Origin of the sequence: Brevibacillus dissolubilis, assembly GCF_006170445.1 — a bacterium.
GTDB classification, from domain to species: Bacteria; Bacillota; Bacilli; order Brevibacillales; family Brevibacillaceae; genus Brevibacillus_B; species Brevibacillus_B dissolubilis.
The window spans coordinates 137,389-162,792 of record NZ_VCNA01000008.1; the positions used below are offsets into that span (position 1 = coordinate 137,389).

Annotated in this window: 29 protein-coding genes; 9 read left to right on the plus strand and 20 right to left on the minus strand. The window is 50.0% G+C overall.

What is annotated here, in order from left to right; genetic code table 11:
• Positions 1–130 precede the first annotated feature (130 nt).
• The 4 genes from FGI41_RS16120 to FGI41_RS16135 all read left to right on the plus strand — a co-directional run bounded on the left by FGI41_RS16120 (position 131) and on the right by FGI41_RS16135 (position 1,811).
• Entirely contained in the window at positions 131–223 is a 93-nt protein-coding gene (locus tag FGI41_RS16120; RefSeq protein ID WP_139491369.1) for a YjcZ family sporulation protein, read from the plus strand.
• Positions 224–279: 56 nt separating this feature from the next.
• Positions 280–372, plus strand: a complete 93-nt coding sequence (locus FGI41_RS16125; RefSeq protein WP_139491370.1) for a YjcZ family sporulation protein — start codon at positions 280–282, stop codon at positions 370–372.
• An 84-nt stretch (positions 373–456) separates the two neighbouring features.
• Positions 457–546, plus strand: a complete 90-nt coding sequence (locus tag FGI41_RS16130; protein WP_139491371.1) for a YjcZ family sporulation protein — start codon at positions 457–459, stop codon at positions 544–546.
• A 152-nt stretch (positions 547–698) separates the two neighbouring features.
• A complete protein-coding gene (locus tag FGI41_RS16135; RefSeq protein WP_139491372.1) occupies positions 699–1,811 on the plus strand; it encodes an aminopeptidase in 1,113 nt (370 codons plus the stop codon).
• A 612-nt stretch (positions 1,812–2,423) separates the two neighbouring features.
• On the opposite strand, the gene FGI41_RS16140 is transcribed toward FGI41_RS16135, so the two are convergent.
• The gene (locus tag FGI41_RS16140; RefSeq protein ID WP_139491373.1) at positions 2,424–2,966 is read right to left on the minus strand and encodes a PadR family transcriptional regulator; all 543 of its coding nucleotides are present in this window, start codon (positions 2,964–2,966) and stop codon (positions 2,424–2,426) included.
• A gap of 216 nt (positions 2,967–3,182) precedes the next feature.
• Here FGI41_RS16140 and FGI41_RS16145 point away from each other — a divergent pair, with 216 nt between their 5' ends.
• Both FGI41_RS16145 and FGI41_RS16150 read left to right on the plus strand, forming a co-directional pair.
• Positions 3,183–3,797, plus strand: a complete 615-nt coding sequence (locus FGI41_RS16145; protein WP_255298499.1) for a S1C family serine protease — start codon at positions 3,183–3,185, stop codon at positions 3,795–3,797.
• A gap of 269 nt (positions 3,798–4,066) precedes the next feature.
• Positions 4,067–4,399, plus strand: coding sequence for a DUF192 domain-containing protein (locus tag FGI41_RS16150; protein ID WP_139491374.1), 333 nt, complete (start codon positions 4,067–4,069; stop codon positions 4,397–4,399).
• On the opposite strand, the gene FGI41_RS16155 is transcribed toward FGI41_RS16150, so the two are convergent.
• The 12 genes from FGI41_RS16155 to FGI41_RS16210 form a co-directional block, all read right to left on the minus strand.
• Positions 4,366–4,875, minus strand: coding sequence for a TadE/TadG family type IV pilus assembly protein (locus FGI41_RS16155; protein ID WP_139491375.1), 510 nt, complete (start codon positions 4,873–4,875; stop codon positions 4,366–4,368). The genes FGI41_RS16150 and FGI41_RS16155 overlap by 34 nt on opposite strands.
• Positions 4,876–5,919, minus strand: a complete 1,044-nt coding sequence (locus FGI41_RS16160) for a sensor histidine kinase family protein (protein ID WP_139491376.1) — start codon at positions 5,917–5,919, stop codon at positions 4,876–4,878.
• An 18-nt stretch (positions 5,920–5,937) separates the two neighbouring features.
• Positions 5,938–6,813, minus strand: coding sequence for a type II secretion system F family protein (locus tag FGI41_RS16165; RefSeq protein WP_139491377.1), 876 nt, complete (start codon positions 6,811–6,813; stop codon positions 5,938–5,940).
• Positions 6,814–6,821: 8 nt separating this feature from the next.
• Positions 6,822–7,739: a type II secretion system F family protein gene (locus tag FGI41_RS16170; RefSeq protein ID WP_139491378.1), complete on the minus strand. Its 918-nt coding sequence runs from the start codon at positions 7,737–7,739 to the stop codon at positions 6,822–6,824.
• Positions 7,736–9,031 carry a TadA family conjugal transfer-associated ATPase gene (locus FGI41_RS16175; protein ID WP_139491379.1) on the minus strand — a complete coding sequence of 432 codons (1,296 nt, stop codon included), beginning with the start codon at positions 9,029–9,031 and terminating at the stop codon, positions 7,736–7,738. The genes FGI41_RS16170 and FGI41_RS16175 overlap by 4 nt, the downstream gene beginning before the upstream one ends.
• 23 nt (positions 9,032–9,054) lie before the next feature.
• The gene (locus FGI41_RS16180) at positions 9,055–10,263 is read right to left on the minus strand and encodes a CpaE/TadZ family protein (RefSeq protein WP_176560307.1); all 1,209 of its coding nucleotides are present in this window, start codon (positions 10,261–10,263) and stop codon (positions 9,055–9,057) included.
• A gap of 22 nt (positions 10,264–10,285) precedes the next feature.
• Entirely contained in the window at positions 10,286–10,984 is a 699-nt protein-coding gene (gene cpaB / locus FGI41_RS16185) for a Flp pilus assembly protein CpaB (protein ID WP_139491381.1), read from the minus strand.
• Positions 10,977–11,477: an A24 family peptidase gene (locus FGI41_RS16190; RefSeq protein WP_139491382.1), complete on the minus strand. Its 501-nt coding sequence runs from the start codon at positions 11,475–11,477 to the stop codon at positions 10,977–10,979. Before FGI41_RS16190 ends, cpaB begins: the two co-directional genes overlap by 8 nt.
• Positions 11,478–11,599: 122 nt before the next feature.
• Positions 11,600–11,803 (minus strand): Flp family type IVb pilin, encoded by a 204-nt coding sequence (locus FGI41_RS16195; protein ID WP_139491383.1) that lies wholly within the window; start codon positions 11,801–11,803, stop codon positions 11,600–11,602.
• A gap of 52 nt (positions 11,804–11,855) precedes the next feature.
• Positions 11,856–12,041: a Flp family type IVb pilin gene (locus FGI41_RS16200; protein ID WP_255298500.1), complete on the minus strand. Its 186-nt coding sequence runs from the start codon at positions 12,039–12,041 to the stop codon at positions 11,856–11,858.
• Positions 12,042–12,095: 54 nt separating this feature from the next.
• On the minus strand, positions 12,096–12,281 hold the full coding sequence (locus FGI41_RS16205; RefSeq protein WP_139491384.1) for a Flp family type IVb pilin: 186 nt from the start codon (positions 12,279–12,281) through the stop codon (positions 12,096–12,098).
• A 123-nt stretch (positions 12,282–12,404) separates the two neighbouring features.
• The gene (locus tag FGI41_RS16210; RefSeq protein ID WP_176560308.1) at positions 12,405–13,331 is read right to left on the minus strand and encodes a pilus assembly protein TadG-related protein; all 927 of its coding nucleotides are present in this window, start codon (positions 13,329–13,331) and stop codon (positions 12,405–12,407) included.
• A 123-nt stretch (positions 13,332–13,454) separates the two neighbouring features.
• On the opposite strand from FGI41_RS16210, the gene FGI41_RS16215 reads away from it, so the two are divergent.
• Positions 13,455–15,083 carry a recombinase family protein gene (locus tag FGI41_RS16215; protein ID WP_139491386.1) on the plus strand — a complete coding sequence of 543 codons (1,629 nt, stop codon included), beginning with the start codon at positions 13,455–13,457 and terminating at the stop codon, positions 15,081–15,083.
• Positions 15,084–15,186: 103 nt separating this feature from the next.
• On the opposite strand, the gene FGI41_RS16220 is transcribed toward FGI41_RS16215, so the two are convergent.
• The 3 genes from FGI41_RS16220 to FGI41_RS16225 all read right to left on the minus strand — a co-directional run bounded on the left by FGI41_RS16220 (position 15,187) and on the right by FGI41_RS16225 (position 16,036).
• The gene (locus tag FGI41_RS16220) at positions 15,187–15,498 is read right to left on the minus strand and encodes a S1C family serine protease (protein ID WP_368656735.1); all 312 of its coding nucleotides are present in this window, start codon (positions 15,496–15,498) and stop codon (positions 15,187–15,189) included.
• Positions 15,447–15,608 (minus strand): hypothetical protein, encoded by a 162-nt coding sequence (locus FGI41_RS25065; protein ID WP_176560309.1) that lies wholly within the window; start codon positions 15,606–15,608, stop codon positions 15,447–15,449. Before FGI41_RS25065 ends, FGI41_RS16220 begins: the two co-directional genes overlap by 52 nt.
• 143 nt (positions 15,609–15,751) lie before the next feature.
• Positions 15,752–16,036 (minus strand): DUF2325 domain-containing protein, encoded by a 285-nt coding sequence (locus FGI41_RS16225; RefSeq protein WP_139491387.1) that lies wholly within the window; start codon positions 16,034–16,036, stop codon positions 15,752–15,754.
• 307 nt (positions 16,037–16,343) lie between these two features.
• Between FGI41_RS16225 and FGI41_RS16230 the strand changes: the two genes are divergently transcribed.
• Together FGI41_RS16230 and FGI41_RS16235 are read left to right on the plus strand one after the other, a co-directional pair.
• The gene (locus tag FGI41_RS16230; RefSeq protein WP_139491388.1) at positions 16,344–16,952 is read left to right on the plus strand and encodes an IMEF encapsulin system ferritin-like cargo protein; all 609 of its coding nucleotides are present in this window, start codon (positions 16,344–16,346) and stop codon (positions 16,950–16,952) included.
• 22 nt (positions 16,953–16,974) lie between these two features.
• Positions 16,975–17,823 (plus strand): family 1 encapsulin nanocompartment shell protein, encoded by an 849-nt coding sequence (locus FGI41_RS16235; protein WP_139491389.1) that lies wholly within the window; start codon positions 16,975–16,977, stop codon positions 17,821–17,823.
• A gap of 790 nt (positions 17,824–18,613) precedes the next feature.
• On the opposite strand, the gene FGI41_RS16240 is transcribed toward FGI41_RS16235, so the two are convergent.
• From FGI41_RS16240 to FGI41_RS16255, 4 genes are all read right to left on the minus strand, one after another.
• The gene (locus FGI41_RS16240) at positions 18,614–19,084 is read right to left on the minus strand and encodes a hypothetical protein (RefSeq protein WP_139491390.1); all 471 of its coding nucleotides are present in this window, start codon (positions 19,082–19,084) and stop codon (positions 18,614–18,616) included.
• 579 nt (positions 19,085–19,663) lie between these two features.
• Positions 19,664–20,842: a pyridoxal phosphate-dependent aminotransferase gene (locus FGI41_RS16245; protein WP_139491391.1), complete on the minus strand. Its 1,179-nt coding sequence runs from the start codon at positions 20,840–20,842 to the stop codon at positions 19,664–19,666.
• A gap of 168 nt (positions 20,843–21,010) precedes the next feature.
• Positions 21,011–22,240 carry an efflux RND transporter periplasmic adaptor subunit gene (locus FGI41_RS16250; RefSeq protein ID WP_139491392.1) on the minus strand — a complete coding sequence of 410 codons (1,230 nt, stop codon included), beginning with the start codon at positions 22,238–22,240 and terminating at the stop codon, positions 21,011–21,013.
• Positions 22,241–22,266: 26 nt separating this feature from the next.
• Positions 22,267–25,404 carry an efflux RND transporter permease subunit gene (locus FGI41_RS16255; protein WP_139491393.1) on the minus strand — a complete coding sequence of 1,046 codons (3,138 nt, stop codon included), beginning with the start codon at positions 25,402–25,404 and terminating at the stop codon, positions 22,267–22,269.

The following is a 25,404-nucleotide window of genomic DNA, read 5'->3' on the forward strand; positions in this document are numbered from 1 at the left end:
CGCCAAAGTTAGGTGTGTGCATCGAAAAACATTAAAAAAAATAGGCATATGCCGTTACACAGACCGACGCTGCCCCATATGTTAGGGGTGTAAGCAATAAGCTTGCTAAAGAAAAAAGGAGGAGTTAAACATGAGCAGCATTTTTAACGGCGACTTCGATGACTTCGTGTTGATTCTGGTACTCTTCATCCTGTTGGTAATCGTTGGAGCCTCTGAAGACTAAACCAACTACCATATAGTCATTGGTCATCAGTATATACAAAAAGGGAGGAATTTGATATGAGCAGCATCTTCAATGGCGATTTTGACGATTTCACACTGATCTTGGTTCTCTTCATCCTTCTCGTAATCATCGCAGTAGCGATCGACTAATCCAGCCAACACAACACACAACACTCTTGCCCATCACTCTGACACCCAGCCAATGGTTAACACTCTAAAGGGGGAATTTCGATCATGGGTTTCTTCAACGGCGATTTTGACGACTTCGCGCTGATCCTGGTACTCTTCATCCTGCTCGTAATCATTGGTGCGGCTGAAGATTAATCGAGGCAAAATCCTTAAAATAAAAGGGTCGACCACTCCGGTCGGCCCTTTTATTTTAACTAATCCGTAAAAAAAATTTTATAAAGGGTTCGATTTTTTCTATATTTGGAGTAGAATAATTAGTAACTTATCAAAAGGTGGGGTACATACCTATGAAAGATCCTCGTTTAGAACAATTAGCACGCAATCTGGTCAACTATTCCATTCGCGCTCAAAAAGGCGAAAACGTCCTGATCCACTCCATTGGCGAGCAACACGATCTGGTGAAAGCTGTGATCCGTGAAGTGTACGCTGTCGGTGCACATCCTTATGTACAGCTGGTTGATCCAGCGATCCAGCGTGAACTTATGTTTGGTGTAAGTGAAGAGCAGGCAGCAGTCATCCGTGAACACGAAGTGGAATTCATGAAAAAGATGGATTGCTACATCGGCATCCGCGGCGGCAACAACATCAACGAATCCTCTGACGTGCCAGACGACAAGATGAGCCTCTGGTCCCGTCTGATCCAACGCCCGATCCAAGACATCCGCGTACCACAAACCAGATGGGTGGTTCTGCGTTATCCGAACCCATCCATGGCACAGCTGGCGAACATGAGCACAGATGCATTCGAGGATTTCTACTTCCAAGTGTGTAACCTCGACTACAGCAAAATGGACAAAGCCATGGATTCCCTCGTGGATCTGATGAACAAAACCGACAAAGTACGCATCACCGGTCCAGGCACTGACCTGACCTTCTCCATCAAGGATATCCCAGCAATCAAATGTGCAGGGAACTACAACATCCCAGACGGTGAAGTCTTCACCGCTCCAGTGCGCGATTCCATCAACGGTACTCTGTCCTACAACGCTCCATCCCCTTACCACGGCTTCACCTTCGAAAATGTGAAGCTTACCTTCAAAGACGGTAAAATCGTCGAAGCGACTGCCAACGACACCGAGCGCATCAACAAAATCTTCGACACAGACGAAGGCGCACGCTATGTAGGTGAATTCGCAATCGGCGTAAACCCATACATCCAAAACCCAATGAAAGACATCCTGTTCGATGAAAAAATCGACGGCAGCTTCCACTTCACACCAGGTCAATGCTACGATGAAGCACCAAATGGCAACAAATCCTCCATTCACTGGGATCTCGTCAACATCCAGCGTCCAGAGTGGGGCGGTGGCGAAATCTACTTCGATGACCGCCTGATCCGTAAAGATGGCCGCTTCGTTGTACCTGAACTCGAAGTGCTGAACCCTGAGAACCTGAAATAATCTTCATCCACTTTGTGCAAAAGACCTGTCCGACGGGGAATCTCCTCGTGTAGACAGGTCTTCTTTCTTTGTTTATGTAATAGCTCCGGCAGGAGCGGGAGAATGATCTGTTTTCCAGTTGCCTTTCCCTCACCTTCGTTCGGCCGGTCGCCTTACAAACAGATCATTCTCCCGCTCCTCTCATCGCTCCAACTGTAGCAAAGCAAAAGAAAAAAGATATAGATAAATAAGTAGCTCCTACCGTTACAACTGAGTTTTTGCTTGAATGTAAGCCAGATTCATCAGTACTATACCACCTGCTTCACACATCATAGACAGCAAAAAGACTGCCGATCGCACATCCGGCAGTCTTTTCAAAAAGGTAATAGATTCAATCATCTAGAATATTCCAGCAATCACTCTCACTTGCTTTTCTACCTATTTTCCTCTATCACCAACGTATCTTAAGCTTAGCAGGTCGGCGGACACTCTTGAAGAAGCCGGCTAGGAGAACAAGAGCGTGAGGATCATCTGTTTGTAAGGAGACCGGCCCCTCTAACGAGGGGGAGTTGCGACTGGAAAACAGATGATCCTCACGCTCTCTGCTCGAGTATCCACCTAATCCAAAAAGGTCTACACCCCAACCGCTTGAGATACGTTAACCGTCTTCAACTCATCCTTCTTCTTCTCAATGAAGTTGATCGCCGCTTCGAGCTGGTTCAGGGAATACTCCCAACATAATTTTTGGTATGGATCGAGGTCTGCCTCCGCTTTAGCGAGTGTGCGGTTCATATCAGCATACATTTTCTTTTGGAATTGCAGGCTGGTTTCCAGAAGCTCGCTTTGCTCTTCCTCTGTGCGAAGGCCGGAGAAGAACATGCGTACCAGCATATCGGAACGCAGTACAGGTGCCTGCAGATCGGTATCCATTTCTTGATGGAAGTACTCTTTGCCTTTTTCAGTGATGCTGTACATGATTTTGTTAGGTTTGCCGGATTGCAGGATCTCACGCTTGGTTACATAGCCGTCTTGCTCCAGTTTGCGCAGGGCTGGATAGATCGCACCATAGCTTGCATCATAAAAGAAACCGATGCTGTTGGAGAAAAATTGTTTAATGTCATAACCACTCATCTCTTTATAGTTCAAAAACCCTAAAATAATCGCTTTAACGTCCATTATTATCTCCTCCGTTTTTCCTGTATTTTGAATATTTGTCTTAATCTTCTAGAACATTATAAAGGCTATGGCTATGCTTCATCAAGATATCGTGAAATTTTTTATACTTTTGTTATTCATTCTTTAGATTTTGGTTAATTCCTAATTTGGGCTTCCCCCCTATTCATTCACACCATAAGATGATGTATACCTATTCCGTCGTGAGGGGATGAACTGGTGAAAAAGCGATGGTCCCACTTTGTCAAACAAAACTACATGCAAAGCAGCAGTCTCCACCCGTTTAACTTCTTTGTTCCCCTTGTGGAGCAGGTGAAAAATGGAGTCGTATCCATTGTTACGGAAGACACACCAAGTTCCTCGGATATCGGACAGCTTTTACAAGAATTCCTACGCACAGGCCAATTTGAACAGGTGGCATCGGAACGCAGCTTCGGTTCCGGTTTCATCTTTCATCCCAAAGGTTATATCCTGACCAGCGAACACGTCGTTGGCAACTCCCAATCGATCCTCGTCAAGCTGTGCAACGGGAAAGTGTACGAAGCACAGACCGTCTTTAAAGACCATCTGCGTGATTATGCTGTGATTAAAATAAATGCCGATCATAAGCTGCAAGCATTGCCCCTGGGCCAATCAGCAGATGCCAAAGTTGGCGAGTGGGTTATCAGTGTCGGCAGTCCTTTGGGTCTGGAAAACTCGGTTACAGACGGCTGCATACGATCACACCCAAAAACCTACTGGCGGACATCACCCGCTTTTGGCTTGGACAGCGACTGGGCCAAAAAACGGTACAAATCTTGTATTTCTTCTTTTGTGGCGGGATGGGGCGGGTAGATGACGGTAATGGATCCATATTCACCCTCGATGGTTCGGGTCTTGGTTGGCTCCAAATCGATTCCCCCTCTTTTTTGCTATATCTATGTCAGTAATAGTATCCCTATGCCTCTTCCTATCTTCGTTGGAACGATTTCGATTAGCCTTTCATACATAGACATTAACTCCCTCTATATACCAATGTATAACTAATAAAACAAAAATCGCTTTTTAAAAATTACTTTATTAACGAAAATATGCAGTTTTTTTGAATTGTGAGGTTTTTATAAATGTGCTTTCAGGTGAAATATTTTGATTATTTCAATCGTTTCCACACCCGGCTGCTCGGGTTGATGGGGCGTGCCTCCTATCCAAAAGAACGGATGGCCGTTTTGGTGCCGTGTCAACAGGTGCATACGTTTTTCATGCGGTTTGACATTGTGGTCATCTATTTGGATGCCCAGCTTCGCGTGCTTTGGATAGGAGTGCTTCCGCCCTGGCGGATTGGGCCGTATTTCAAACAGGCCCATGTGGTATTGGAGTCGACCGACATGGATTTGCTTGACCGGATCGCAATCGGTGACAAGGTTCAGTTGGCGTCCTGCTCGACCATGGTGGAGTAGGTACTATTCAGCAGAATGGAATCATCTGCTTCCCGTCCGAACCAGTACACTACGAAATCAAGGATCGGGGTAAGCGGTACATAATTGTGCGTAACCGCTACCTCGATGATTTCGCCCCGGTCGCGTCCGTTCAGACTGGGAGTAATTGTGACATACACGGAGGTATCAGGATTAACACTTTCACCTTCAGACGTTGAATATGTGAAAATAGTTGCACCAGATTCATGGCTAACTGTTTTTCCGCTGATGGGGATCACGAACTTGGCAAACCTCTCACCGCGTGCAAGCAACACAGACTCCTCCGCTCCAACGCTCGCCTCTCTGGTTAATTCCTTTGCCATTTGGTTGATTACATGCTGTTTGCTCAAGAGCATCCCAAAATCGATGATGCCAAAGAACAATACGAGCAAAATGGGCAGGATCAGCGCGAATTCCACTACGCTTTGACCTGCTGTAGACCGTCGTCTTTGCTTCATTTAGGAATCACCTGTTTCTTTGGGCAGCGGCAGTGTGATCCGATGGTCGGTTTTGCTGTTGCTTGCTTTGAGTTCGTAGGTGCCGCCGAGAATCATGGCCCGCTCGTCGATGAACCGGGAAGATCTGGTGGTGGTTGCGGATTGGTTTTTCCGTTGTCCGTTTTCTCTTACTTGCAGATAAATCCGTTTGCTGTTCCATCGCAGACGGATCTCCACTTCGTTGGCCTCGGCCTGCTGTTGGATCGTATCGAGAATCTCTTGCACCATCCGAATGATGCTCAGTCCAAAATAGTGCGGTAATGGCCGTTCCTTGCCGCTTTCCTTGAGATGGTAGGTGATTTGTGTCCGGGCCGAATATTCCTCAACCAGACTTGTCATACAAGGAAACAGGGAATCTCCCACATACCGGTATGGGTCAAAATGGGTAACGAGATGAGATAAGCGGCGTTGCATTTTCATCACCAGATGCTGGATTTCATCAACTGACATCATCTTCTCTTCCGCGTTGCCCAGCCTCATCTCGATATGGGCAAGCGGCTCAATCGCCTGATTACGCAATTCTTCAAAGATGATGCGTCTATCTTCCTCCAGCCGCTCTACCAATTTGCGTTCATCGATCGGCGCGCTTTTATGTTTTTGCATGGTTCCGCTCAGCTTCTCCACCCAGCCGGGGAATTTATCCGGGGGCAGGTGATGACGTTCACTGAACATCTGGGTCAGATTGATGATCTCCACGTACTCAGGGGACAGATACGGCAGGACGCATTCGACAATCGTTTTCTCCGGATCTTTTTTGAGCAGCCTGACCTTGTCGGGGAATCGGCTCACATAGGTCTCGGCTACCTCCACCGTCTTATCGTAGGAGTAGCAGTCGAGGATGACGACATTGGTTCCCTCTACCCGAAAGATCGCATGCTGGGTCAGGTACTGCATGATCGGACGAAGCTCCTCCTGATTATCCTTGGTCACAATGATAAATGTGCCGATCGGCAACCCCTTGTTCCCCCTGCTGACATGGCTGCGGGAATGAAACAGATTGAACATCCGTACCCCTCCTTTTGTTTATTGTAAAAAGACTTCCATCAGCCTGATGAGCCCTGGTCCCAAGATGACGATGAACAGTGGCGGAAAGATAAAAAAGACGATGGGGAACAGGATTTTGACCGGTAATTTCATCGCTTGTTCCTGCAGGCGCTGTCTGCGTTTTCGCCGCAATTGTCTGGCTTGCATCCGGATCGTATTGAGGATTCCGACCCCCATGCGCTCCCCTTGGATGATCGCTTGCACGAAGGTTTTGAGATCCTGCAGCTGTACCCGCTCAGACATCGCAAGCAAAGCTTCGTCACGGGATCTCCCCATGCGGACCTCGTGCAGATATTGGCTGAATTCGGCGTAGAGTGGGCCTTTTTTACGGGCGCAGATTTTGGTGATGGCATTATCAAAAGCGACACCACTCTCGACGATGACGCCCAGAATATCGATCATGTAAGGGAGCTCGTAGAGGATATCCATCTGGCGCTTGGTAATCTGGCGTCTCAGATGGATATCAGGCAGGAAGAACACGAGGAGGGGAACGATGTATAGGAAGGGAGATTCAATCATATAGAGGAAAAAGGCTGCTGCAAACAACAACAGGAGCTTGAGGAACAGCAGCTCTTGCATGCTCATCGCGGCTTCGCTTTTGCTTAGCCGTACCGCGAGCAGGTCCTTATAGCGATGCGGCAAAATATGCTCCAGAAGCGGGCTGATCGCAGCCGTCATCGGCTTGGTCAGGCGTGTGAGGAGCGGAATATCTTCGAGTCGTTTGATATCTTTGGGCAGATGCTGGCGAATCCGTCTGGCCAGTCTTCTTTTTCGTGTCATGACCTGTTCTAAGACCGAATACAACAGCCCACAGACACTAATCCCCACCGCAATGATAAACAGCCATTCGATCACGTGGCAGTTCACCTCACTTTCAGCTTGATCAGTTTGTTCATGATGATAAAGCCTGCGATCTGCATCAACACCGCCACGATCAGCATGCTAATCCCAAGCGTAGACTCAAACAGGATCATGATGTAGAACGGATTGAACAGATACATAAACAGGAAAAAAGCAGAGGGCAACATCCCGACCACCAAGGCTGATATCCGCCCTTGGGCGGTCAATGATCGGACTTCACCGAGCAAACGCTGGTTTTCCTCCAGAATCAATACCAGGCTGTCGATGACGTTGGTCAGGTTTCCCCCCGTTTCCCTCGTGATCAGAATCGTGTCTACGACAGTGTCAATCTCATGCAGATTCAAGGTTGCTGCAAAGTTCTGAAATGCTTTTTCAAAATTCTCGCCATACCGCAGTGCCTGTGACAGCTTGCCGAATTCTTTGCTGAGGGGGCCGAAATCCTCTCGGGACAACAGATCAATCGTCTGGACGATGGAATAACCGGCCTTAAGCGCATTGGACATCAGGATCAGGACGTCTGGGAGGAGCTGCACCAGCATCTGTTGGCGGCGCATCTGGAAGACCCGCAGGAGGATAAAAGCAGAGGCATTGACCAGTAACAAGATGAGGAGGGCGATCCATCCGAGCAGCAGCAACAGCACAAGCGAAGCCAGATTGAGCCACATCAGGATCAGTAAAAACTCTCTGGTCGTAACAGGTAATTCTGCCGCTTGCACCTCTGCTTCAACCCGCTGGTACCATACCGCCAGCCGCTTGTTTTTGATCGGTTCCGCCTCTTTGTTTTTGGGAGGCGGGTTCATCGTTTTAAACAGGCGCTTGAGCCGCAGGCGAAAATAGATACGCGGTAAAAACAGATACAGGTAGGCCAGACAGAGAGCGAACAGCCCGCCGAAGATGCTGAGGACGAGAATCGCTGTCATGGCCCATTCCCCCTCATGCCTTCACCTGGATTACCAAATGGCAGATTGCCCACCTGCTTGAACCGGCCTTTGATGCTGCCCGATTGGCCTGGCGGTGAAATCTCTTCATACACAAACAGGTCATGCAGCACGATCGTATCAATCTCCATGCCTTGTACTTGGACGATGTGGCTGATTTTTCGTGTACCGTCACTAAACCGGCGTTGGAATACGATCAGATCGACCGCAGACGAGATCTGTTCACGGATCGCACGCACAGGCAGGTCATAGCCTGCCATCAGGGTCAGTGTCTCCAAGCGGGACAATACATCGCGCGGGGAGTTGGCATGAATGGTGGAGAGCGATCCGTCATGCCCCGTGTTCATCGCCTGCAGCATATCGAGTGCTTCACCGCCGCGCACCTCACCCACGACAATACGATCCGGCCGCATCCGAAGGGAGTTGCGTACGAGATCGCGGATGGTGATCTGTCCTTTGCCTTCGATGTTGCTCGGGCGTGTTTCGAGGGAGATGACATGGGGCTGCAGCAGGCGAAGCTCGGCGGCATCCTCGATGGTGACGATCCGATCGTTTTCGGGGATCATGGAGCTGAGTGCATTCAGCAGGGTCGTCTTCCCGCTGCCTGTTCCCCCTGCAACAAGGATGTTCATCCGCCGTTTGACAGCCTGATCCAAGAATTGCGCGACCTCTTTGCTCATGGTTCCGAACTGAATCATCTGCGGGATGGTGATTTTATCTTTGCGGAATTTGCGGATCGTCAGCGTCGGGCCATTGAGTGCCACCGGCGGGATGATCGCATTGATCCGCGAGCCATCCGGCAGTCGTGCATCGACCATCGGCGAACTCTCATCTACCCGTCGTCCAAGCGGTGAGACAATACGCTGGATCACGTTCATCACATGCTCATTATGGAAAAAGTGATACGAGGTCAGCTCCAGCCGTCCGTTCCGCTCCACATAGATCTGATTGTAGCCGTTCACCATGATCTCAGAGACGCTGTCATCTTCGAGCAGAGGTTGGATCGGCCCAAGTCCGGTCATATCCTGGACGATTTGGGCAACGAGCAGATCCTTTTCCTCTTTGGGCAGAAACTTGCCTTCCTCACTCAGAAACAGATCAAGCATCCGCTGTACTTCCATCTGAATGCGGTCATTCTTTTGTCCTTCCCAGGAGGATCGCTGGATTTCCACCAAAATCTTCGTGCGGATTTTCTGCAAAATACTGACGACTTCCTGTTCAGCATTGGCTGGTTCGTTCGCCTTGCGTGAGCGAATTTTGTCATACATGGACATCTGCGGTTATCCCCCCACTCCCGTCAGCTCCGCCCAAACGGCCAGTACCATTTGCGGCGCTCCTTCTTTTTCACGATCTGGTGATACGTGCGTACGCTCTCGATCATGCGAAGCATATCTTTTGCCAGTGAGCTTTTGGATTCGTACACCAATTGCGGATGGCCCTGATTGAAGAAATCAATGATGTTGACATAGTCATTGGAGACGGTCATGTACACCGGAACACCCAGCACCTCTTCGATCACGGTCAGCGGAAAATTGTGCTTGCTGGAGAACCGGTTGACGACTACTTTGATCTTCTCGGGATCAATCCCAAGCTCTGTCATCGTTTTCAGACCTGATTTGGTGTTTTTCAGGGCAATCAGTTCAGGTGTGGTGACAAACAGGATCGTATCACTTTGTTCTAATGCGACGATGGCCTGATCGGTAAAACCGGGCGGACAGTCGACGATGATATAGTTGAATTCTTCCCGCAACAGATCAAACATGCGGTGAAGCTGATACTCGGTGATAAAATCCGCCTCTTCCGGATTCAGCGGGGATGGGATGATCGACGCACCTGAATGATGCTTGGTTAAGAGTGGTGGCAGACTGGCGGCGTCGAGCTTTTCGATGGATTCAGTGATGTTCGTAATCGTGTTTTTGACATTCACATCCATCAAAAGGGATACGTCACCGAACTGCAGATCCAAATCGACGATCGCCGTGCGCTCCTTGTAATGAGAAGCCAGACCGGATGTGAGCAGCGTGGAGATCGTGGATTTGCCCACCCCCCCTTTGGTGCTGATGACCGAGATAATCTTGGGAGAACGGACAAGAATACGGGCCGATTGCTCGATGATCTGCTTTTTGAGCTGTTTGACGTAGCGGTGAACATTGTTGACCGAATTGATCAGGTCGCTGGCGCCGAATGGCTTGATCAGACAATCACGCGCTCCTACGTTCATGAACTGCTTGAGCTTCACCACGAGCTGATCGGTGCTGGTCACGATAATTCCGATGAACGGGAATTTGACCAAAAGCGTCTGGATGTGTGGGTACAACTGGCCGGGCGCAATATTTTCGTCGATCAGGATGACATCTGGATAGACACGGCCAATCTCGGTGATCCCCTCTTGCAGATTTTTGGAAGAGCCGACCAGACGGATCGTAGCCTCATCCTTTACAAAGCGCTTCACTAATTCATGGGCTTCCTCGGAAGCATCCAAGTGGTACAGATGAATTTTATCCATAAGGGAAAACGTCCCCCCTTCCTTATTGAAGAATTGTAGTGTTATCCACCGGCGGCAACACGACATTCGGTTCAATCTGTGACGGTCTAAGTGACAGCTTCATATTACCGGTGCTGGTCATGTAGGTCAGACGCAGTGCATCTGCTGGTGTCATCAACAAGGTAATGGTCTGTGGATTTTCGTCGCTCTCGGTGCTGTTCTCAAGTTTTGATCCCAAGGCAAGCACCTGAATGTTCTGGAAAGCGAGCAGACTTGTCGTCTTGTTCTGATCCTGTTGATCCTTGTACGTCCAGTGAATATCTACATGCATGCCGGCCTCCACATAACCGCCTACACTGATCAAGGGTGAGCTTTGGATGGTGATCGCACGGTATCCGGTCGGGATGTGGAACGGACCTGTCATCATTTCCTTATCGATCAGAGCGCTTTTTAGAAAGGGGCTGTTTTTCTCAATCGGTACCAGAGCGTACTGTCCGATGATCTGGCTTTTATCCGTAAGTATATGCAGGTCTTTGATGGCTGCTTTCGATACCGTCAGATAGGCGATATCTTTTTCCTCAATCGCTTTGAGTGGAGCCACATCCATCGCAGCTACCGGAATCGTCACTTTGGGGTCTTGCCAGTCATCTCTGATTTCCAGAAGAAATTCATACGCCAAAAAAGCCGCCAACGCCGCAAACAATAGGGAGATCACGAGAAATGCACGTTGAAATCTATACATAAATAACTCCCATATACTGTAAGAGAATTAAGAACAGCCCGGCGAGACTAATACAAGACCCAAGCGGGATAAATGTGTGAGTGAACTGTGTCTGCCCCACTCTGTTGGTCATCGCATACAGGAAGGACTGCAGCACCAATCGGCTCCTCCCCCGGATAAACAGGAAGATCAGGGAGAGCAATCCGGCCAGCATAATCCCACCGATTGCCACATGTGTGAGAAACGTAATCGTGCTGAGGCTTCCTAGCGCCATCAGCATTTTGACGTCTCCTCCTCCGACCCATCCAAGAATATAGGGGATCAGCAGAATGGCAAAGCCAAACAGCGTGTTCAGAATGCTGTACGTAATCTGACCGTCACCCGTGTAATAAGCGAGTGCCCAGCCAACGAGGGTAGTACCGATCGTCAACGAGTTAGGAATCACCTGATAAAGCAGGTCATAGAAAAAGACAACCAGGAAAAATACGATGAGCACGATGGATGTCAAGGTCATGGGATTGTTCACATCCTTTTTTTGGAATCGGTTCTAGAATAGGATTTTGGGGACATACCCAGTACGTCCCCAAAATCGTTCAATGGTTTAAGAAAAATAAGATGGCAAGATACGAAGCGCTATTAAGGTGTAGGAGTAGAAGAAGTAGAAGGAGTTCCTTCCAATGCATCGAGGATCGCGTTGAAGATGTCTCCGATTTCAAGACCCATGGCGTACAGGATACCCACTACCGCGCAGGAAATCAGGACGAGAATCAGTGCGTATTCCACCAAACCTTGACCGCTGTTATCAGACCAGAGACCTTTGATTTTGTTGATGAAATTCATTGAAGATAACCTCCTGATAATGTGTTTTTCTTATTTCTTATAAACCAGTTGATTAGGTAGTAGGAGTTCCTTCGAGTGCTGCGAGGATTGCTTCAAAAATTTCTCCGATTTCAATACCCATTGCGTACAGAATACCCACTACCGTGCAAGAAATCAGAACGAGAATCAATGCGTATTCGACGAGACCTTGACCGCTGTTATCAGACCAGAGACCTTTAATTTTGTTCATAAAATTCATTAATTAGTAAACCTCCCAAAATTGTGTTACTCATACAGACCGGGGACAGGGGGATTAGGTAGTAGGAGTTCCTTCCAGTGCCGCGAGGATTGCTTCGAAGATTTCTCCGATTTCAATACCCATCGCGTACAGGATACCGACTACTGCGCAGGAAATCAGAACGAGAATCAGTGCGTATTCCACCAAACCTTGACCGCTGTTGTCAGACCAAAGACCTTTGATTTTGTTGATGAAGTTCATTGTGTATCACCTCCCTTTGCTAAACAAGATACTAAGATTCGAACCTTTTTGCTTGGACACGTGTCATAAATCAAAAAAAATAGGAGTTTGTACACTAACCAAACTCCTACTCACCTATATGCTTTATTTCACCAGATAGATGGAACTAATTCCGTAGTACTCGCCAGCCGCAGTTGTCGGCCAATCATATACGATCAACCGCTTGAACACTCCCTCCAGCTCAATCTGATTGCTGCCTCCGGTCGTTTTGCGGCTGATTCCCGTCACTTCAAGCTGGGTGTATCCCCGGATCACAGCCGTTCCAATGCCCGTACTGTCCATCGAATACTGGACGACCGGAGTGATGATTTTCGCTTTTCCAGACCCCTGTTGGATCCGGTTCTCCAGGGCAGTCATCACGGAGTCCAGATCAATCTCAGGTGCGGTGGAGCGAATCTCCCCTACTTTTGGTGTAACTCCAGTGTAATCATGTTCAATCCAATTGACTGCCTCATCCGGCCCCATCCCACCATCCGCATTCGGGTGAATCAAAAACAGCTTCCCTGATGATGGGGATTTCAGATCAATCTTCAGACGATAGGTCTTGTCATCCATCTTGCTGTTAGGTACCGCCGTGTAATCAATCGAGATCGGAACCATCTTTTCCGCTTGAGATACCGCCCCCCACTCTGCTGTAGCGCTCGCATCCACTACCCGACCTGTACCAAAAATCATAGGAAACAGAATCGGGACCGTCCCCCCACAGTAGAGCCTCATCGTTTTTCCCGAATAGTTGGTGTGACAGACATACCTCGGATCATTCAAATTGGCAGAAGCAACCGAATAGGCCATGTTGTTGGCGCGAAGCGTTCGGGCCAGCGGTGGAGACAGGTTCTTATCCTCAGGCAAAAACTGCGCACCGGCTAATACCGCCAAGTCGGTTGCATTTTGGACTTTTGCATGGTAATACGTCATCCTGCCATAGTCGACCACAAAAGCAAGAATGAGAACAAACACAACTAAAGCCGCAGCAAACAAGACTGCAACTTGTCCACGGATATCCTTTTTCAACCATTTCCCTCCTTTCTGCATCCCTACAATATAAGCACCAAAAAAGAGGAATGATACAAGACTCACCCGATACGCTGTAATAACGGGCTTTTTTGCGCTCGCATCAAGAGAGAGGTGAGTCACATGCACAAACTGCCCCAAGGCGTCACGATCACCCGGATCATCAACTACCTGCGCCGCTCCCGTGAAGATGTCGAGCGGGAAGCACGCACTGGCGAAGACACCATCACCATGCAAAAATCAGTCATGGACCGCGTGCTCGCCGACTACGGACTCCCTTATGACCAGGTCATCGAGATCGGCAGCGGGGATAAGATCGAGACTCGTCCTGTCTTTCAGCAGGTGATCCGCGATCTCGAATCAGGCCGCTACAACTGCATCGCCGTCAAAGAAATCTCCCGTCTGACGCGCGGCGATTTTAAAGATTATGGCATCGTCTATGAGCTGATCCGGCAAAAGCGCATCTATATCATCACCCCGTACCGCATCTACGACCCCAAAAATGCTCACGACATGCGCCAAATCCGCTTTGAGATGTTCCTCTCCCGCGAGGAATTCGAGATCATCCGTGAGCGCATGCAAGGGGCCAAGTACTCCTACGCCATGTCCGGCAAATTCATGGGCTCCACCCCTGCCTACGGCTACCTCGTCCATCCCAAGACCCAGCACCTCGAACCCGACACCGAAAAAGCCCCCATCGTCCGCATGATCTTCGACCTCTATCTCCACGGCATCCCGGACAAAGAGATGAGCGACAAAGCGATCGCCACCTATCTCACCCGCGCCGGCATTCCCTCCCCCAGCGGACTCCCCGCCTGGAACGCCTCCACCATCAAAAACATCCTGCACAATCCCGTCTACATCGGCGAAATCCGCTACAGCACCTCCACTGAGATCAACAAACGGCGCAAACCGAAGCCACGCGACGAGTGGATCGTAATTCCCGACGCACACGAACCGCTCATCTCCCTGGAGATATTTGAAGCCGCCATGCAAAAAAGAGCCAGCAGCCGCCCCGCCCCCTCTACCCGCTTCGACTGTGAAACCAGCGAGCTATCCAGCCTGATCCGCTGTACCGCCTGCGGCCATAAGATGATCCGCCAAGCCACGACCACCCACTACCGCAAAAAGGACGGCTCCGTCAGCCGATATGAAAAAGAAATCCTCTGGTGCACCACAGTCGGCTGCACCTATGTCAAATACCGTGCGGTTGAAGCGATGATTCTGCACCTTTTACAGGAATATCCGCCACCAGACCCCGAACTGCTGCACAGCATGCTCGATGAACACCAGCAACAGGCCGAGTCCGAGTCATCCAAAGACACCCCATCCAACCAGTTGACCACCCTGCATGCCCGTCAGGCTGAGCTGACCGAGCAGCTTCGTTTTATTTATAAAAGCTATGAATCCCAGATCTATTCCGAGCAAGAATTCATCACCCGCCGCCAAGAGCTCCAAGATGAATTGACCCGGCTCGAACAGCTGATCCTGCGTACCGAACCGGTTCCCGTGACCGCTTCTTGCTCGTCTAATGAAAGAACTCGCTTCGATCCGCAAGAAATCCGCAAGCTCTGCACCTCCTGGCCCTCCCTCTACCGTGCCCTGCCAAGCCCTGCCGACAAAAACAAGCTCCTGCGCCAGCTCATCGAATCGATCCAACTGACCCGTCTGCAAAAAGGGCGCGGGAATCAGCCATCACGGTTTACTCTGTCGGTGACAGCCCGCATGACCTTGTTAGAAGCGTCTTCGTAGTCCGTACGGCTTTCATATTTCAGACAACTTTTCGCGCCTTCATACTTTTCACCCCACGAAAAAAGGCAATCCCCCATGCAAAAGGGATTGCCTTCTTCCGTTCTTAGAGCACCTCTGTGAGCCGTTTTTTAATGGAGTCGATGCCGATGGCAAACCCTAAGCATTGACTCGATTGAATAATAAATGCGTTCAGCCCGATTACTTCACCATGCAGGTTGATTAACGGGCCACCGCTATTCCCCGGATTGATCGCCGCATCCGTCTGAAAAACGTCTTCATACAGACGTTTTGCGATTTGCAGCCGACGGTCTTTGGCACTGATAATACCAGCCGTGTCTGGATGTATACGACCACATCCAAACGTTACTGGTCGATCCCCGGCAACACCGCTTCTTTGGAGAACGCGATCAAATATACTTCGCTGCCCTCTTGGTTGAGCTGTTGCTCCAGCTGTTGCAGATGCTGGAGCTGCTGATCGTTGAGTTCGGCGAGTGGTATGCGGTCGAGATGGTTTTTCTTATCCATAAAAATCCCTCCACAATGGGCATGGTATGAATGATCTGAGTCAGTACATATCCTGCCCTGCCGCATCCCCTGTGATTCATTCCGTCCATCTGTCGGTGAATACGCTTCTCGTCCCGATTGTTAACGTACCGTTCCCATCGGCTCTACGCGACCCCCTGCGGCAATGCCTTGGCAATCGCCGAGCAGGAACGCTTACAGAACATGATCGGCAGCGCACGGTCTTTTGCCTGGCTTTTCACCGTTTTAGCGATGTTGTGGTTGACGAAATCCGTAAGAACGAGAATCATTTTCACTCCAGTCGGGATTTTTACACCTGCTTCAGAGCTCTTGCGCCCTGTGACATGATGAATCTCCTGGTATCCTGCGTCCTGCAAAAGGTTCGTGATATTGCCCAATCGGTCTCCACCGACGATAAGAATAGCTGACATGTTGTGTTTCCTCCTTGTTATAAAAAACGGGTGTGATGTTCGTTTCGTAGCCGTTGTGCTGCTTGTTACCGTGTCATCTGACTGATCAACCATGCTGTGTATGTAAACGAAGATGTGTTTTATTTTCTAATTGAGAATAAGTATCACTCTCATTGATAAATATTATCATTCCCAATTCGATTTGACAATACTCTCCATGATAAGTTTTGCAACTTGTAAAAGAATATTGATGAGCGTACTACCTTGCTCCCGACAATCCGGCAACAGTATAATAAAAGCTACTACATCGCAAAGGAGGTGGAGTTTCGTGCAGGAACTCTCTCTGCTCCACACGATTTTTACGCGTACCAAGGATGGCATCGGTACGTTCCGCAACATGATTCAGCCGCTGATTGACCATGCCACGGACGAGCATACCAAGCTGTATTATCATCATATCTCCGAGGAAGAGGAACAGCGCTTAGAACGGCTTGACGAACTGATTCCTTATCTGGAGAAGCTGATCAAGGAAGGCAAGCTCGATCAACTGAGCGACCGCGACCTGTCGCGTCTTCTCTCGGATCTGCACTTGGAGCGCTTCGGCTTACATAACTTCCGCGAGCATCTTGAATTGGCTCTGTATGAGTTTAAGGAAGGTGACGTGCGTGAACAGCTCAACACCATGCGGGAAGCTACCCAGCAGGATTATCTGAAAATCAAAGACATCATGGCAGAGATGGCAGAACGCTTCTCTGATGCTGTACCAAACCGGATCGCCCAGTCTTACACCCAAGACCACGATCACGGCCATGACGTACATCAGGTGGATCACTTCCATGCATCTCAACAAAGCACACCGGCCCCATCCTCTTCTGCTTCATCCGCTTCCATCCCGGCCAAAAAAGGTCTAACCGTCGGCAGTCTCAAACAAAAATAGAACACTCTTATTGGAGGAACCTATGGATAAATTACGCAAATTCCCCGATTCCCCTCTCTCCCACCAAGAGTGGCAGCAGCTGGACGAAACCGTCATCGAAATGGCGCGCCGTCAACTAGTCGGTCGCCGCTTCATCGACATCTACGGTCCACTGGGTGAAGGGATTCAAACGATTACGAATGATATTTACGATGAGTCCCGCTTCGGCGGTCTCAACCTGCGCGGTGAGTCGCTTGAGCTGACCCAGCCAAGCCGCCGTGTCAGCCTGACCATCCCGATCCTGTACAAAGACTTCATGCTCTACTGGCGCGATGTGGCCCAAGCCCGCACCCTCGGTATGCCGCTCGACATGAGTGCAGCCGCCAACGGTGCCGCTGGAACTGCACTGATGGAAGACGATCTGATCTTCAACGGCTCCAGCGAGTTCGACCTCCCTGGCCTGATGAATGTCAAAGGCCGCCTCACTCACCTCAAAAGCGACTGGATGGAATCCGGCAATGCTTTTGCTGATGTGGTGGAAGCCCGCAATAAGCTCTTGAAAATGGGTCACAGCGGTCCATACGCGATGGTTGTCTCCCCTGAGCTGTATTCGCTTCTCCATCGTGTTCACAAAGGAACCAATGTACTGGAGATCGACCATATCCGCAATCTCGTGACAGATGGTGTATTCCAATCCCCAATGATCAAAGGACGTTCCGGTGTCATCGTAGCAACAGGCCGTCATAACCTAGACCTTGCGATTGCGGAAGATTTTGATACAGCGTTCCTCGGGGATGAACAGATGAACAGTCTGTTCCGTGTTTATGAATGCGTAGCACTGCGGATCAAGCGTCCGAGCGCGATTTGCACGATCGAAGAAATGGAAGCGTAGGGTTTGTTGTTTAAAAAGCATATGTGGTTCGTGTGGGAGAGCAGGCGACTTTTCAGCTGCTCTCCTTTTTTGCAACCCCGCAAGGGGGATTGACTGGCCGCTGCGAATGATTCTCTGGGAGGCATGTGCAAAAAAAGCTTACTCGAAGAGGATTGAAGTTTGCCCTAGGGGCATATTCGGGGGAGAGTTCCCAGAGAATCATTCGCAGCTGGGTCGGGTTGCAAAGAGGGTCGCAGCTGAAAAGTCGCCTGCTCTCTGACGGGAGTGGTGAGGGATATGCTTTTTAAAAAAATGAGGGAGAGAATGGGATGAAAAGATAAAAGACGAGAGATAAATGAAAAAAGATCATTACAAACAGATAACGTTTGATAAAAATAAAAAGCATGAAAAACCGTAAAAACCGTGCCATGTGGGCTTTTACCGCTTTTCATGCTTTTTCATGCAGTTAATCTTTTTCATGCTTTTGTCCCTCTATTTATACTTACTCCGTATTGCGTAATTTTTTATACGCTGGATTCCTTGACAGCTGTCGGAGAGCAGGCGATTTTCAAGATGGCGACCCTCTTTTGCAACCCTGCCCAGCGGAGAATGATTTTCTGGGAACAGCTTCCTGAATCATCTTCAAGGGCAAACTTCAATCCTCTTCGAATAAGCCTTTTTTGCCCATGCTCCCAGAAAAGCATTCGCAGCGGACTTCCCCCTCCCCCTTGCGGGGTTGCAAAAAAGGAGAGCAAGCTTGAAAATCGCCTGCTCTCCCCCACTAAAACCCGAGAATCCATCTTATATAAAATTACGCAATGCGTACCACTTTCGACTCTTTTTCAGCAACAAGGAAAGGCACATCAACATGCTGACGGGCGACATCAAGACCGATATCCTCCACCAACATCATCACTTCTTCGCGGAACGGAACCGTACAGCTGCCTTCGTTCAGTTCACAAAGGCGCTTGAGGTGCTTAATCCGCTCCTCCACCTTCTTTTCACGCATGCAAGGGTTCTGCAGATCTGAGACATTCACATGGTTGGCGTCCATGATCATGCTGATATCATTGATATGAACAATGACACGCTTGCAGTCTTCCGTGAAGAAGCCAAGGGAGCAGAATTGAGCATCAGACATTTCCAGACGGGTAATCACGGCGTTTTTGAACTCTTCGCCGGATCGCAGACGGATCATGCTGGCTTCGAGGGCGCCACCAATTTTACGCTCGTTGCTGATGACAGTATGCATGTCTGTATAGCCATTAATCTGATATCTCATCGGAATCCCCTTCCCTGTTGCACATGATTCGTGAATACGCTTCAAGTGATAGTGATTATCATTACCTTTTCCAATTATGATCATATAATGAGAATCATTATTAGTCAATAGTGAGAATGATTTTTATTTGCGATTTACATAATGAGTGTGTACTGATTTATATTTTGGCTTTATATATGATGTTTATGCGTAAAAAAAGGTGGTTCATTTGAGCGATTGAGCAAGACTAGTTTCGAGACGGATCGCATTGTCGAGCTAATACTGGATTCGGTTGTGGATTGTATAGGCCATTTTATGTATATGTAGGCGATTGTCAGGGCGTGTTCGTATAGATGGAAAATGGGCAGATGACTCAGAACTTTGGTGGTTGGTGTCGGGGGATTATGTATCAACAGGTAGGAATTTTTGAACGCGGCTTGTGAGCGGGTGAATCTCGTAAATGTACCGTTTTTTGGAAAAGCATGTACAGGTACACACAGATCCCTCAAAAGAAGAAGTTCCTCCACAAAAAAAGAGGAAGAAAAGGATCACTCCCCTGCTTCCTCGTGTTGTATCATTCAATTTTTTGCAGGATATAGCTTAGCTTTTCGTAAAAATCCCGAGCTTGTTGATCCGCTCTACGGCTTCACCAAGTCTGTCTTCATTGGTCAAGAGGCCGACACGGACATAGCCTTCGCCGGATGGGCCGAAGCCGACGCCTGGTGCAACGACGACATGGGCTTTTTCGATCAGAAGGTCTGAAAGCTCTGTCGAGGTGTACGGCTTCGGTACTGGCAGCCAGGCAAAGAACGAGCCTTGGGATGGCGTCGCTTGCCAGCCGATGCGGTCCAGCTCGGAGAAGAAGCGGTTGCGGCGTCCTTCATAGATGCCCACGAGGTCGCGGACACAATCCTGTGAGTCGGTCATGGCGCGGGCTGCGGCCATCTGTACGGCACCGAACAGGCTGACAAAATAGTGGTCTTGGATTTCATTGATCAGACGGACAAGCTCACGGTTGCCGACCATGGCACCGACGCGCCAGCCTGCCATGTTGTATGTTTTGGACAGGGTGTAGAATTCGACGCCCACTTCTTTGGCGCCTGGGAGCTGCATGAAGCTGACCGGTTTTTTGCCGTCAAAGCTGATCGCACCATAAGCGAAATCGGAACAGACGACGATTTCATTCTTTTTGGCAAACTCGATGGTTTCTTGGTAGAACTCATACGGTGCGGTGACAGCCGTCGGGTTGTTCGGATAGTTGAGGAACATCAGCTTGGCACGGTCCAAGTCCTCTTGTTTGAGCTTGGTGTAATCAGGCAAAAACTTATTCTCAGCAAGCAATGGCATCATCACCATGCGGCCGCCGACGACGGAGACGCCGGACCAGTAGTCTGGATAGCCTGGATCTGGGACGAGGGCGACATCACCTGGGTCCATGAGTACTTGGCAGATTTCGACGAGACCCGTTTTACTTCCGAACAGGATCGCTACCTCTTCCTCTGGATCGAGATCCACATCAAACTCTTGCTTGTACCAGTGAGCGACCGCTCTTTTCAATTCGATTCGGCCTTGGAACGGCGGGTATTTATGGTGAAGCGGATTCGCTGCTTGGGCTTGCAGTTCTTCGACGATATGGGGCGGTGTCGGCATGTCTGGGTTGCCTTGACCGAGGTTGATGACATCATGACCTTGTGCGATTACTTTGTTGACCTTCGCTACCAGTGTGGAGAAAAACTGGGTTGGCAGCGTGCTCATCATTTTGGCGGGTTGGATACGCATCTTGCACAATTCCTTCCTTTCCTATGGGGATTCATGGATTAATGTAGGTTATAAAAAAACTCCTCTCTTCCTGACAGAAGAAAGGAGTTGCTACTAACAGCTTTACCTCTCTAGAGAGCAATCGACTTTTATAGTAAGCCTCAAAGAGATCGTGTGTCAACTTGCTTTTTATTCACTCTTTTGAATTTCCACCTTGGCCCCGTCTTTGAGGAGGGTTTGACCGCGGACGACGACTTGCTCGCCTTTGGCTACACCGGTTTTGATCTCGATCATATCAGAGGATTCTTCCCCGACGGTTACCTCTACTTTTTTCGCAACTCCGCCTTCGACTTTGTAGACGTATTGCTTGTTGTTCTCGTCGAAGACGGCTTTGCGTGGGACGACGAGCGAAGTGACTTGGGTGTTGCCAGACAGCTTGAGGTTGGCGATCATGTCAGCTTTCAGCTCATTGGTTGGGTTGGGTACGGAGACCTCGACCGGGTATGCTTTGAGCTGGTTATCCATCACCGGGCTGATTGCGGTTACGGTCGCTTGAATTTCTTTGGCCAAGGCAGGCAGCTCGATTACGGTTTTGGTGCCGACCTTCACAGAGGTGATCTCTGCTTCGGACAGGTTGGCTTTGACGATCAGCGGGTTGGTGACGACGATGGTGACGACTGGCATCTGCGGGGAAGCGATCTCACCCACTGCACCTGTCACTTCGGAGATATAGCCGGAGATCGGTGCGGTCACGACTGCGTTCGCCAGTTGTTGGCGGGCGTTTTCGAGTTGGACGCGCGCTTGGTTGACAGATGCTTCCGATACGCCGATCTGGGTCATTTCACCGGCTGCTGCTGCGTTGGTCTGTGCATTGGCATAGGCGGTTTCCGCGTTTTTGAGGGCTAATTGGGATTGCTCCAATTGTTGGCTGGAGATCGCGCCCTGCTGGAACAAGGAGTTCATGCGCTGAAAATCACGCTGGGCGTTGGCGAGTGTCTGCTCTGCCTGTGCCAGCTGGTTTTTCGCGGATTGTGCTGCCTGATTGGAGTTGGTGCCGCTGGATTTGAGGCTGGCGAGGGCGACTTGGTAGCCCGCCTCTGCCTGCTTGACTGCGTTCATCAGGTCGGTTTTATCAAGAGTGAACAGGACAGTGCCTGCTGCTACTTTTTGCCCGAGTACGGCGTTAAGGGTTTGGATCTTGCCGCCTGCTTTTGGTGCGATTTGAACGGTTTTGCTTGGGGCCAGCTTGCCGGTGAACCCTGCGCTACTGGCGACCGTGCCTGTTGCCACCTGTGTCACCTGAACCGGGGTCGGTGCTTCCGGGGCCTTCTTCTCCTCGGCGGCTGGCTGTCCTGTACAACCGGAGACGACAATCGCACACAGGAGCAGCAGGGAAAGGCTTTTTGCTTTGATTTTCATAAAAATCCTCCTAGTTCTCCTAAGCCCTACACTTCTTGCGTAAGTGGCTCAATCTTCTTCTTTTTGCGGTTCCGGCGGTTACGCCACTTTTCGCCTAAGTCGTTGAACCAAGCATATACGACTGGAACGAGTACAAGGGTGATCAGTGTGGAGAAGGTCAGACCGAAGATGACGACGATCGCCATCGGAGCCTGTGATTCGTTACCCGCACCACCCGCAAAGGCAAGCGGAGTGATTGCCAAAACGGTCGTAAGTGTCGTCATCAGGATCGGACGCAGACGCATCGGACCTGCTTTGAGGATCGCTTCCCGTACGCTGAGACCTTGCTTGCGCAGGGTATTGACGTAATCGATTAAGACGATTGCGTTGTTGACGACGATACCGATCAGCAGGATATAACCGATAAACGCAGGGACACTGAACGATTTGCCTGTGAGCAAAAGACCAAGCACGACACCTGTATAAGTCGGTGGAATCGAGAACATGATGATAAACGGGCTGAACAGGGATTCGAACTGGCTTGCCATAACCATGTAGACGAGCACGATGGACAGGATGATCGCCAATCCCAGATTACCGAAGGATTCCGCCATCTCTTTGGATTGACCGCCTGTTTCGATCAGGTAGCCATCTGGCAGGTTCAGCTGATCCAGCTTGGTCTGAATCTCTGCGGAGATGGAGCCTAAGTCACGGCCCTGTACATCAGAGGAGATGGTTACTTCACGGGTCTGGTCACTTCGTTTGATCAGCTGCGGCACGTCTGTTTTTTTCACGGTGGCCACTGCATCGAGTGCGACTTGGGCGCCGGTCGGCGTGGTGATTCGGAGCTGCTTGAGGAAATCCATGTCCTCTTGCAGTTCTTTTGGCATGGTCAGCAAGACGTCGATCTGGTCATCCACTGTCTGATAGCGGGTCACCGTCTGTCCTTGGAAAGAGGTGCGGACCGCTGAGAGGACTTGCATCGTAGACAGACCGTACTGGCTTACTTTTTCTTTATCGACAGAGACTTGGAACTCGCGTCTTTTATCTTCCAACGAAGTGGTTACGTTGCGTGTCCCGTCTGTTTCGCGGACGATTCCGGCGATGATGCTGGAGATATCCTCAAGGGTCTCCAGATTGTCACCGCGCAGGCTGATCTCGAGTGCCGCGCCACCCGGACCGCCGGATGAGTCTGTCATTTTCACTTCGATCTCTACGCCTGGTACTTTGGACAGCTTGGCACGCAGATCCTCGATAACTTGGTCGGTGCTGCGCGTACGCTCCTTGACGTCTTTGAGTGTCAACTGCAGCTGGGCTTGATCCCCTGTACTTGCGGCAAGCAGGGCCGGTCCGCCGTTGCTTCCGACAGAGACGTACAGCTGGGTGATTTCAGGAACTTCTTGTTTGACGATGTTCTCGACTTCGGCGACGACCTTCTCGGTTTCACGGAGCATCGTTCCTGGAGGTGTCTGAAGCGATACCGTGATTTTGCCCTGGTCAAGGCTTGGGATGAACTCTGCCCCTACCAGTGGCGTGAGGGCCACCGCGCCGACGAGTGTCAGAATTGTGATGGTAAACACGGTTTTGCGGAAATTCAGCGCCCACCCGAGCAATCTGCCATACAGGTTGGCGATTTTGGTAAAGAAGATATTAAAACGGATCGCCGGGTTAAACCCTCGATAGGTGTTGGAATGATACAGCTCTTCGTCTGGCACGCGCTTTAGCCAGCGGGACGAGAGCATCGGAACCAGTGTCAGGGATGCCAGCAGGGCCGCGATGTGGGAATACACAACCGCCAATGCCAGTGGACCGAACAGCTGGGAGGCAAGACCCTCTACGAATACGATCGGCAAAAATACAGCGATCTGCGCGAGTGCAGATGCCATAACCGCCGTACCAACCTCACGCGAACCGAGGCGGGCTGCCTGCATCATGGATTTGCCTTCCTGACGGTGACGGAAGATGTTCTCCAAGATAACAACCGCGAAGTCTACGAGGGAACCAAGACCCAGCGTCAGACCGGAGAGTGAGATCAGGTTGATCGTCTGACCGGTAAAATACATCAGACAGAATGTAGCCACGACAGAGATCGGAATCACGATCGTGACGATCAGCATCGAACGGAAGCTGCCGAGGAACAGATACAGGATCACGATGGACAAAAGACCACCGACAATCGCGTGCTCCCCTACCGTATAGATGGAGTCTTTAATAAATTCAGAGGAATCCAGAATCGTATCGATCTTCACGCCGTCTGGAAGCTTCACTTTCAGCTTCTCCAGCTCGGCTTTTACGGCTTCGGCCACCTCGATGGTGTTGCCGCCCGAGGCTTTGGTGATGGTAAGACCCACACTTGGCTGGCCGTTGAGATAGGTAAACTGCGTTACTTCCTTATAAGTATCTTCGATGGTGGCGATATTGCGGAGCGGAATGCTTGCGCCTGTCGATAAGCGGATCTGTGTATCCCCGATAGATTTGACGGTTTCGAATTCGCCTTCTACGCGGATCGCCAGCTTGTTATCGGCTTCACGTACACTCCCTGCCGCACCGGACATGTTGGTACTGCTGATCGCCTGCTGCACCTGATCAATCGTGATGCCATAGGCGGTCACACGGTCAGGATTGAGGATGACTTGTATCTCGCGTTCTTTACCACCCTCGACGCCGACAGAAGCGACGCCTTCGATGCGTTCAAGACGCGGCTTAATTACATTGTCAGCAATTGATTTCAGCTTGACGACATCGCTGTCACCGTTAAGCGACATCGTGATGATCGGCTGGCTGTTCGGGTCGAGCTTGAGGATACGTGGTGCTCTGGCTTGATCCGGCAATGCTTCGCGGATCAGATCCACCTTGTCACGCATATCGAGTGTGGCTTGGTCCATATCGGTTCCCCAGTTGAACTGGACGATGACCTGGGAAGCTCCGTTGGTCGAGTTGGACATGATTTTGTTTACATTCGGCACCGTCCCCAGCGACTCTTCGACCGGCTTGGTGACCAATTTTTCTACTTCGGCAGGTGTACCGCCATCTACCGTTGTCACGACGACCGCAATCGGTAGGTTCAATTCTGGATACAGCTCAATCGCCAGCTTCGGCAACGAGACAAAACCGAAGATCAAAATGGCGATCGAAAGCATCAGAATCGTGACAGGACGGCTGATCGAAAACCTGGACAGATTCAT

What these genes read in the sequence shown, in the direction of transcription:
- FGI41_RS16140 (WP_139491373.1), bottom strand. Translation starts at nt 2,966, where the DNA reads ATGGACGTTAAAGCGATTATTTTAGGGTTTTTGAACTATAAAGAGATG.
- FGI41_RS16225 (WP_139491387.1), bottom strand. Translation starts at nt 16,036, where the DNA reads ATGTCAGCTATTCTTATCGTCGGTGGAGACCGATTGGGCAATATCACG.
- FGI41_RS16135 (WP_139491372.1), top strand. Translation starts at nt 699, where the DNA reads ATGAAAGATCCTCGTTTAGAACAATTAGCACGCAATCTGGTCAACTAT.
- FGI41_RS16125 (WP_139491370.1), top strand. Translation starts at nt 280, where the DNA reads ATGAGCAGCATCTTCAATGGCGATTTTGACGATTTCACACTGATCTTG.
- FGI41_RS16130 (WP_139491371.1), top strand. Translation starts at nt 457, where the DNA reads ATGGGTTTCTTCAACGGCGATTTTGACGACTTCGCGCTGATCCTGGTA.
- FGI41_RS16205 (WP_139491384.1), bottom strand. Translation starts at nt 12,281, where the DNA reads ATGAACTTCATCAACAAAATCAAAGGTCTTTGGTCTGACAACAGCGGT.
- FGI41_RS16200 (WP_255298500.1), bottom strand. Translation starts at nt 12,041, where the DNA reads ATGAATTTTATGAACAAAATTAAAGGTCTCTGGTCTGATAACAGCGGT.
- FGI41_RS16190 (WP_139491382.1), bottom strand. Translation starts at nt 11,477, where the DNA reads ATGACCTTGACATCCATCGTGCTCATCGTATTTTTCCTGGTTGTCTTT.
- FGI41_RS16150 (WP_139491374.1), top strand. Translation starts at nt 4,067, where the DNA reads ATGTGCTTTCAGGTGAAATATTTTGATTATTTCAATCGTTTCCACACC.
- FGI41_RS16215 (WP_139491386.1), top strand. Translation starts at nt 13,455, where the DNA reads ATGCACAAACTGCCCCAAGGCGTCACGATCACCCGGATCATCAACTAC.
- FGI41_RS16250 (WP_139491392.1), bottom strand. Translation starts at nt 22,240, where the DNA reads ATGAAAATCAAAGCAAAAAGCCTTTCCCTGCTGCTCCTGTGTGCGATT.
- FGI41_RS16180 (WP_176560307.1), bottom strand. Translation starts at nt 10,263, where the DNA reads ATGGATAAAATTCATCTGTACCACTTGGATGCTTCCGAGGAAGCCCAT.
- FGI41_RS16235 (WP_139491389.1), top strand. Translation starts at nt 16,975, where the DNA reads ATGGATAAATTACGCAAATTCCCCGATTCCCCTCTCTCCCACCAAGAG.
- FGI41_RS25065 (WP_176560309.1), bottom strand. Translation starts at nt 15,608, where the DNA reads ATGGATAAGAAAAACCATCTCGACCGCATACCACTCGCCGAACTCAAC.
- FGI41_RS16195 (WP_139491383.1), bottom strand. Translation starts at nt 11,803, where the DNA reads ATGAATTTCATCAACAAAATCAAAGGTCTCTGGTCTGATAACAGCGGT.
- FGI41_RS16255 (WP_139491393.1), bottom strand. Translation starts at nt 25,404, where the DNA reads ATGAATCTGTCCAGGTTTTCGATCAGCCGTCCTGTCACGATTCTGATG.
- FGI41_RS16160 (WP_139491376.1), bottom strand. Translation starts at nt 5,919, where the DNA reads ATGTTCAATCTGTTTCATTCCCGCAGCCATGTCAGCAGGGGGAACAAG.
- FGI41_RS16170 (WP_139491378.1), bottom strand. Translation starts at nt 7,739, where the DNA reads ATGACAGCGATTCTCGTCCTCAGCATCTTCGGCGGGCTGTTCGCTCTC.
- FGI41_RS16245 (WP_139491391.1), bottom strand. Translation starts at nt 20,842, where the DNA reads ATGCGTATCCAACCCGCCAAAATGATGAGCACGCTGCCAACCCAGTTT.
- cpaB (WP_139491381.1), bottom strand. Translation starts at nt 10,984, where the DNA reads ATGTATAGATTTCAACGTGCATTTCTCGTGATCTCCCTATTGTTTGCG.
- FGI41_RS16240 (WP_139491390.1), bottom strand. Translation starts at nt 19,084, where the DNA reads ATGAGATATCAGATTAATGGCTATACAGACATGCATACTGTCATCAGC.
- FGI41_RS16120 (WP_139491369.1), top strand. Translation starts at nt 131, where the DNA reads ATGAGCAGCATTTTTAACGGCGACTTCGATGACTTCGTGTTGATTCTG.
- FGI41_RS16155 (WP_139491375.1), bottom strand. Translation starts at nt 4,875, where the DNA reads ATGAAGCAAAGACGACGGTCTACAGCAGGTCAAAGCGTAGTGGAATTC.
- FGI41_RS16175 (WP_139491379.1), bottom strand. Translation starts at nt 9,031, where the DNA reads ATGTCCATGTATGACAAAATTCGCTCACGCAAGGCGAACGAACCAGCC.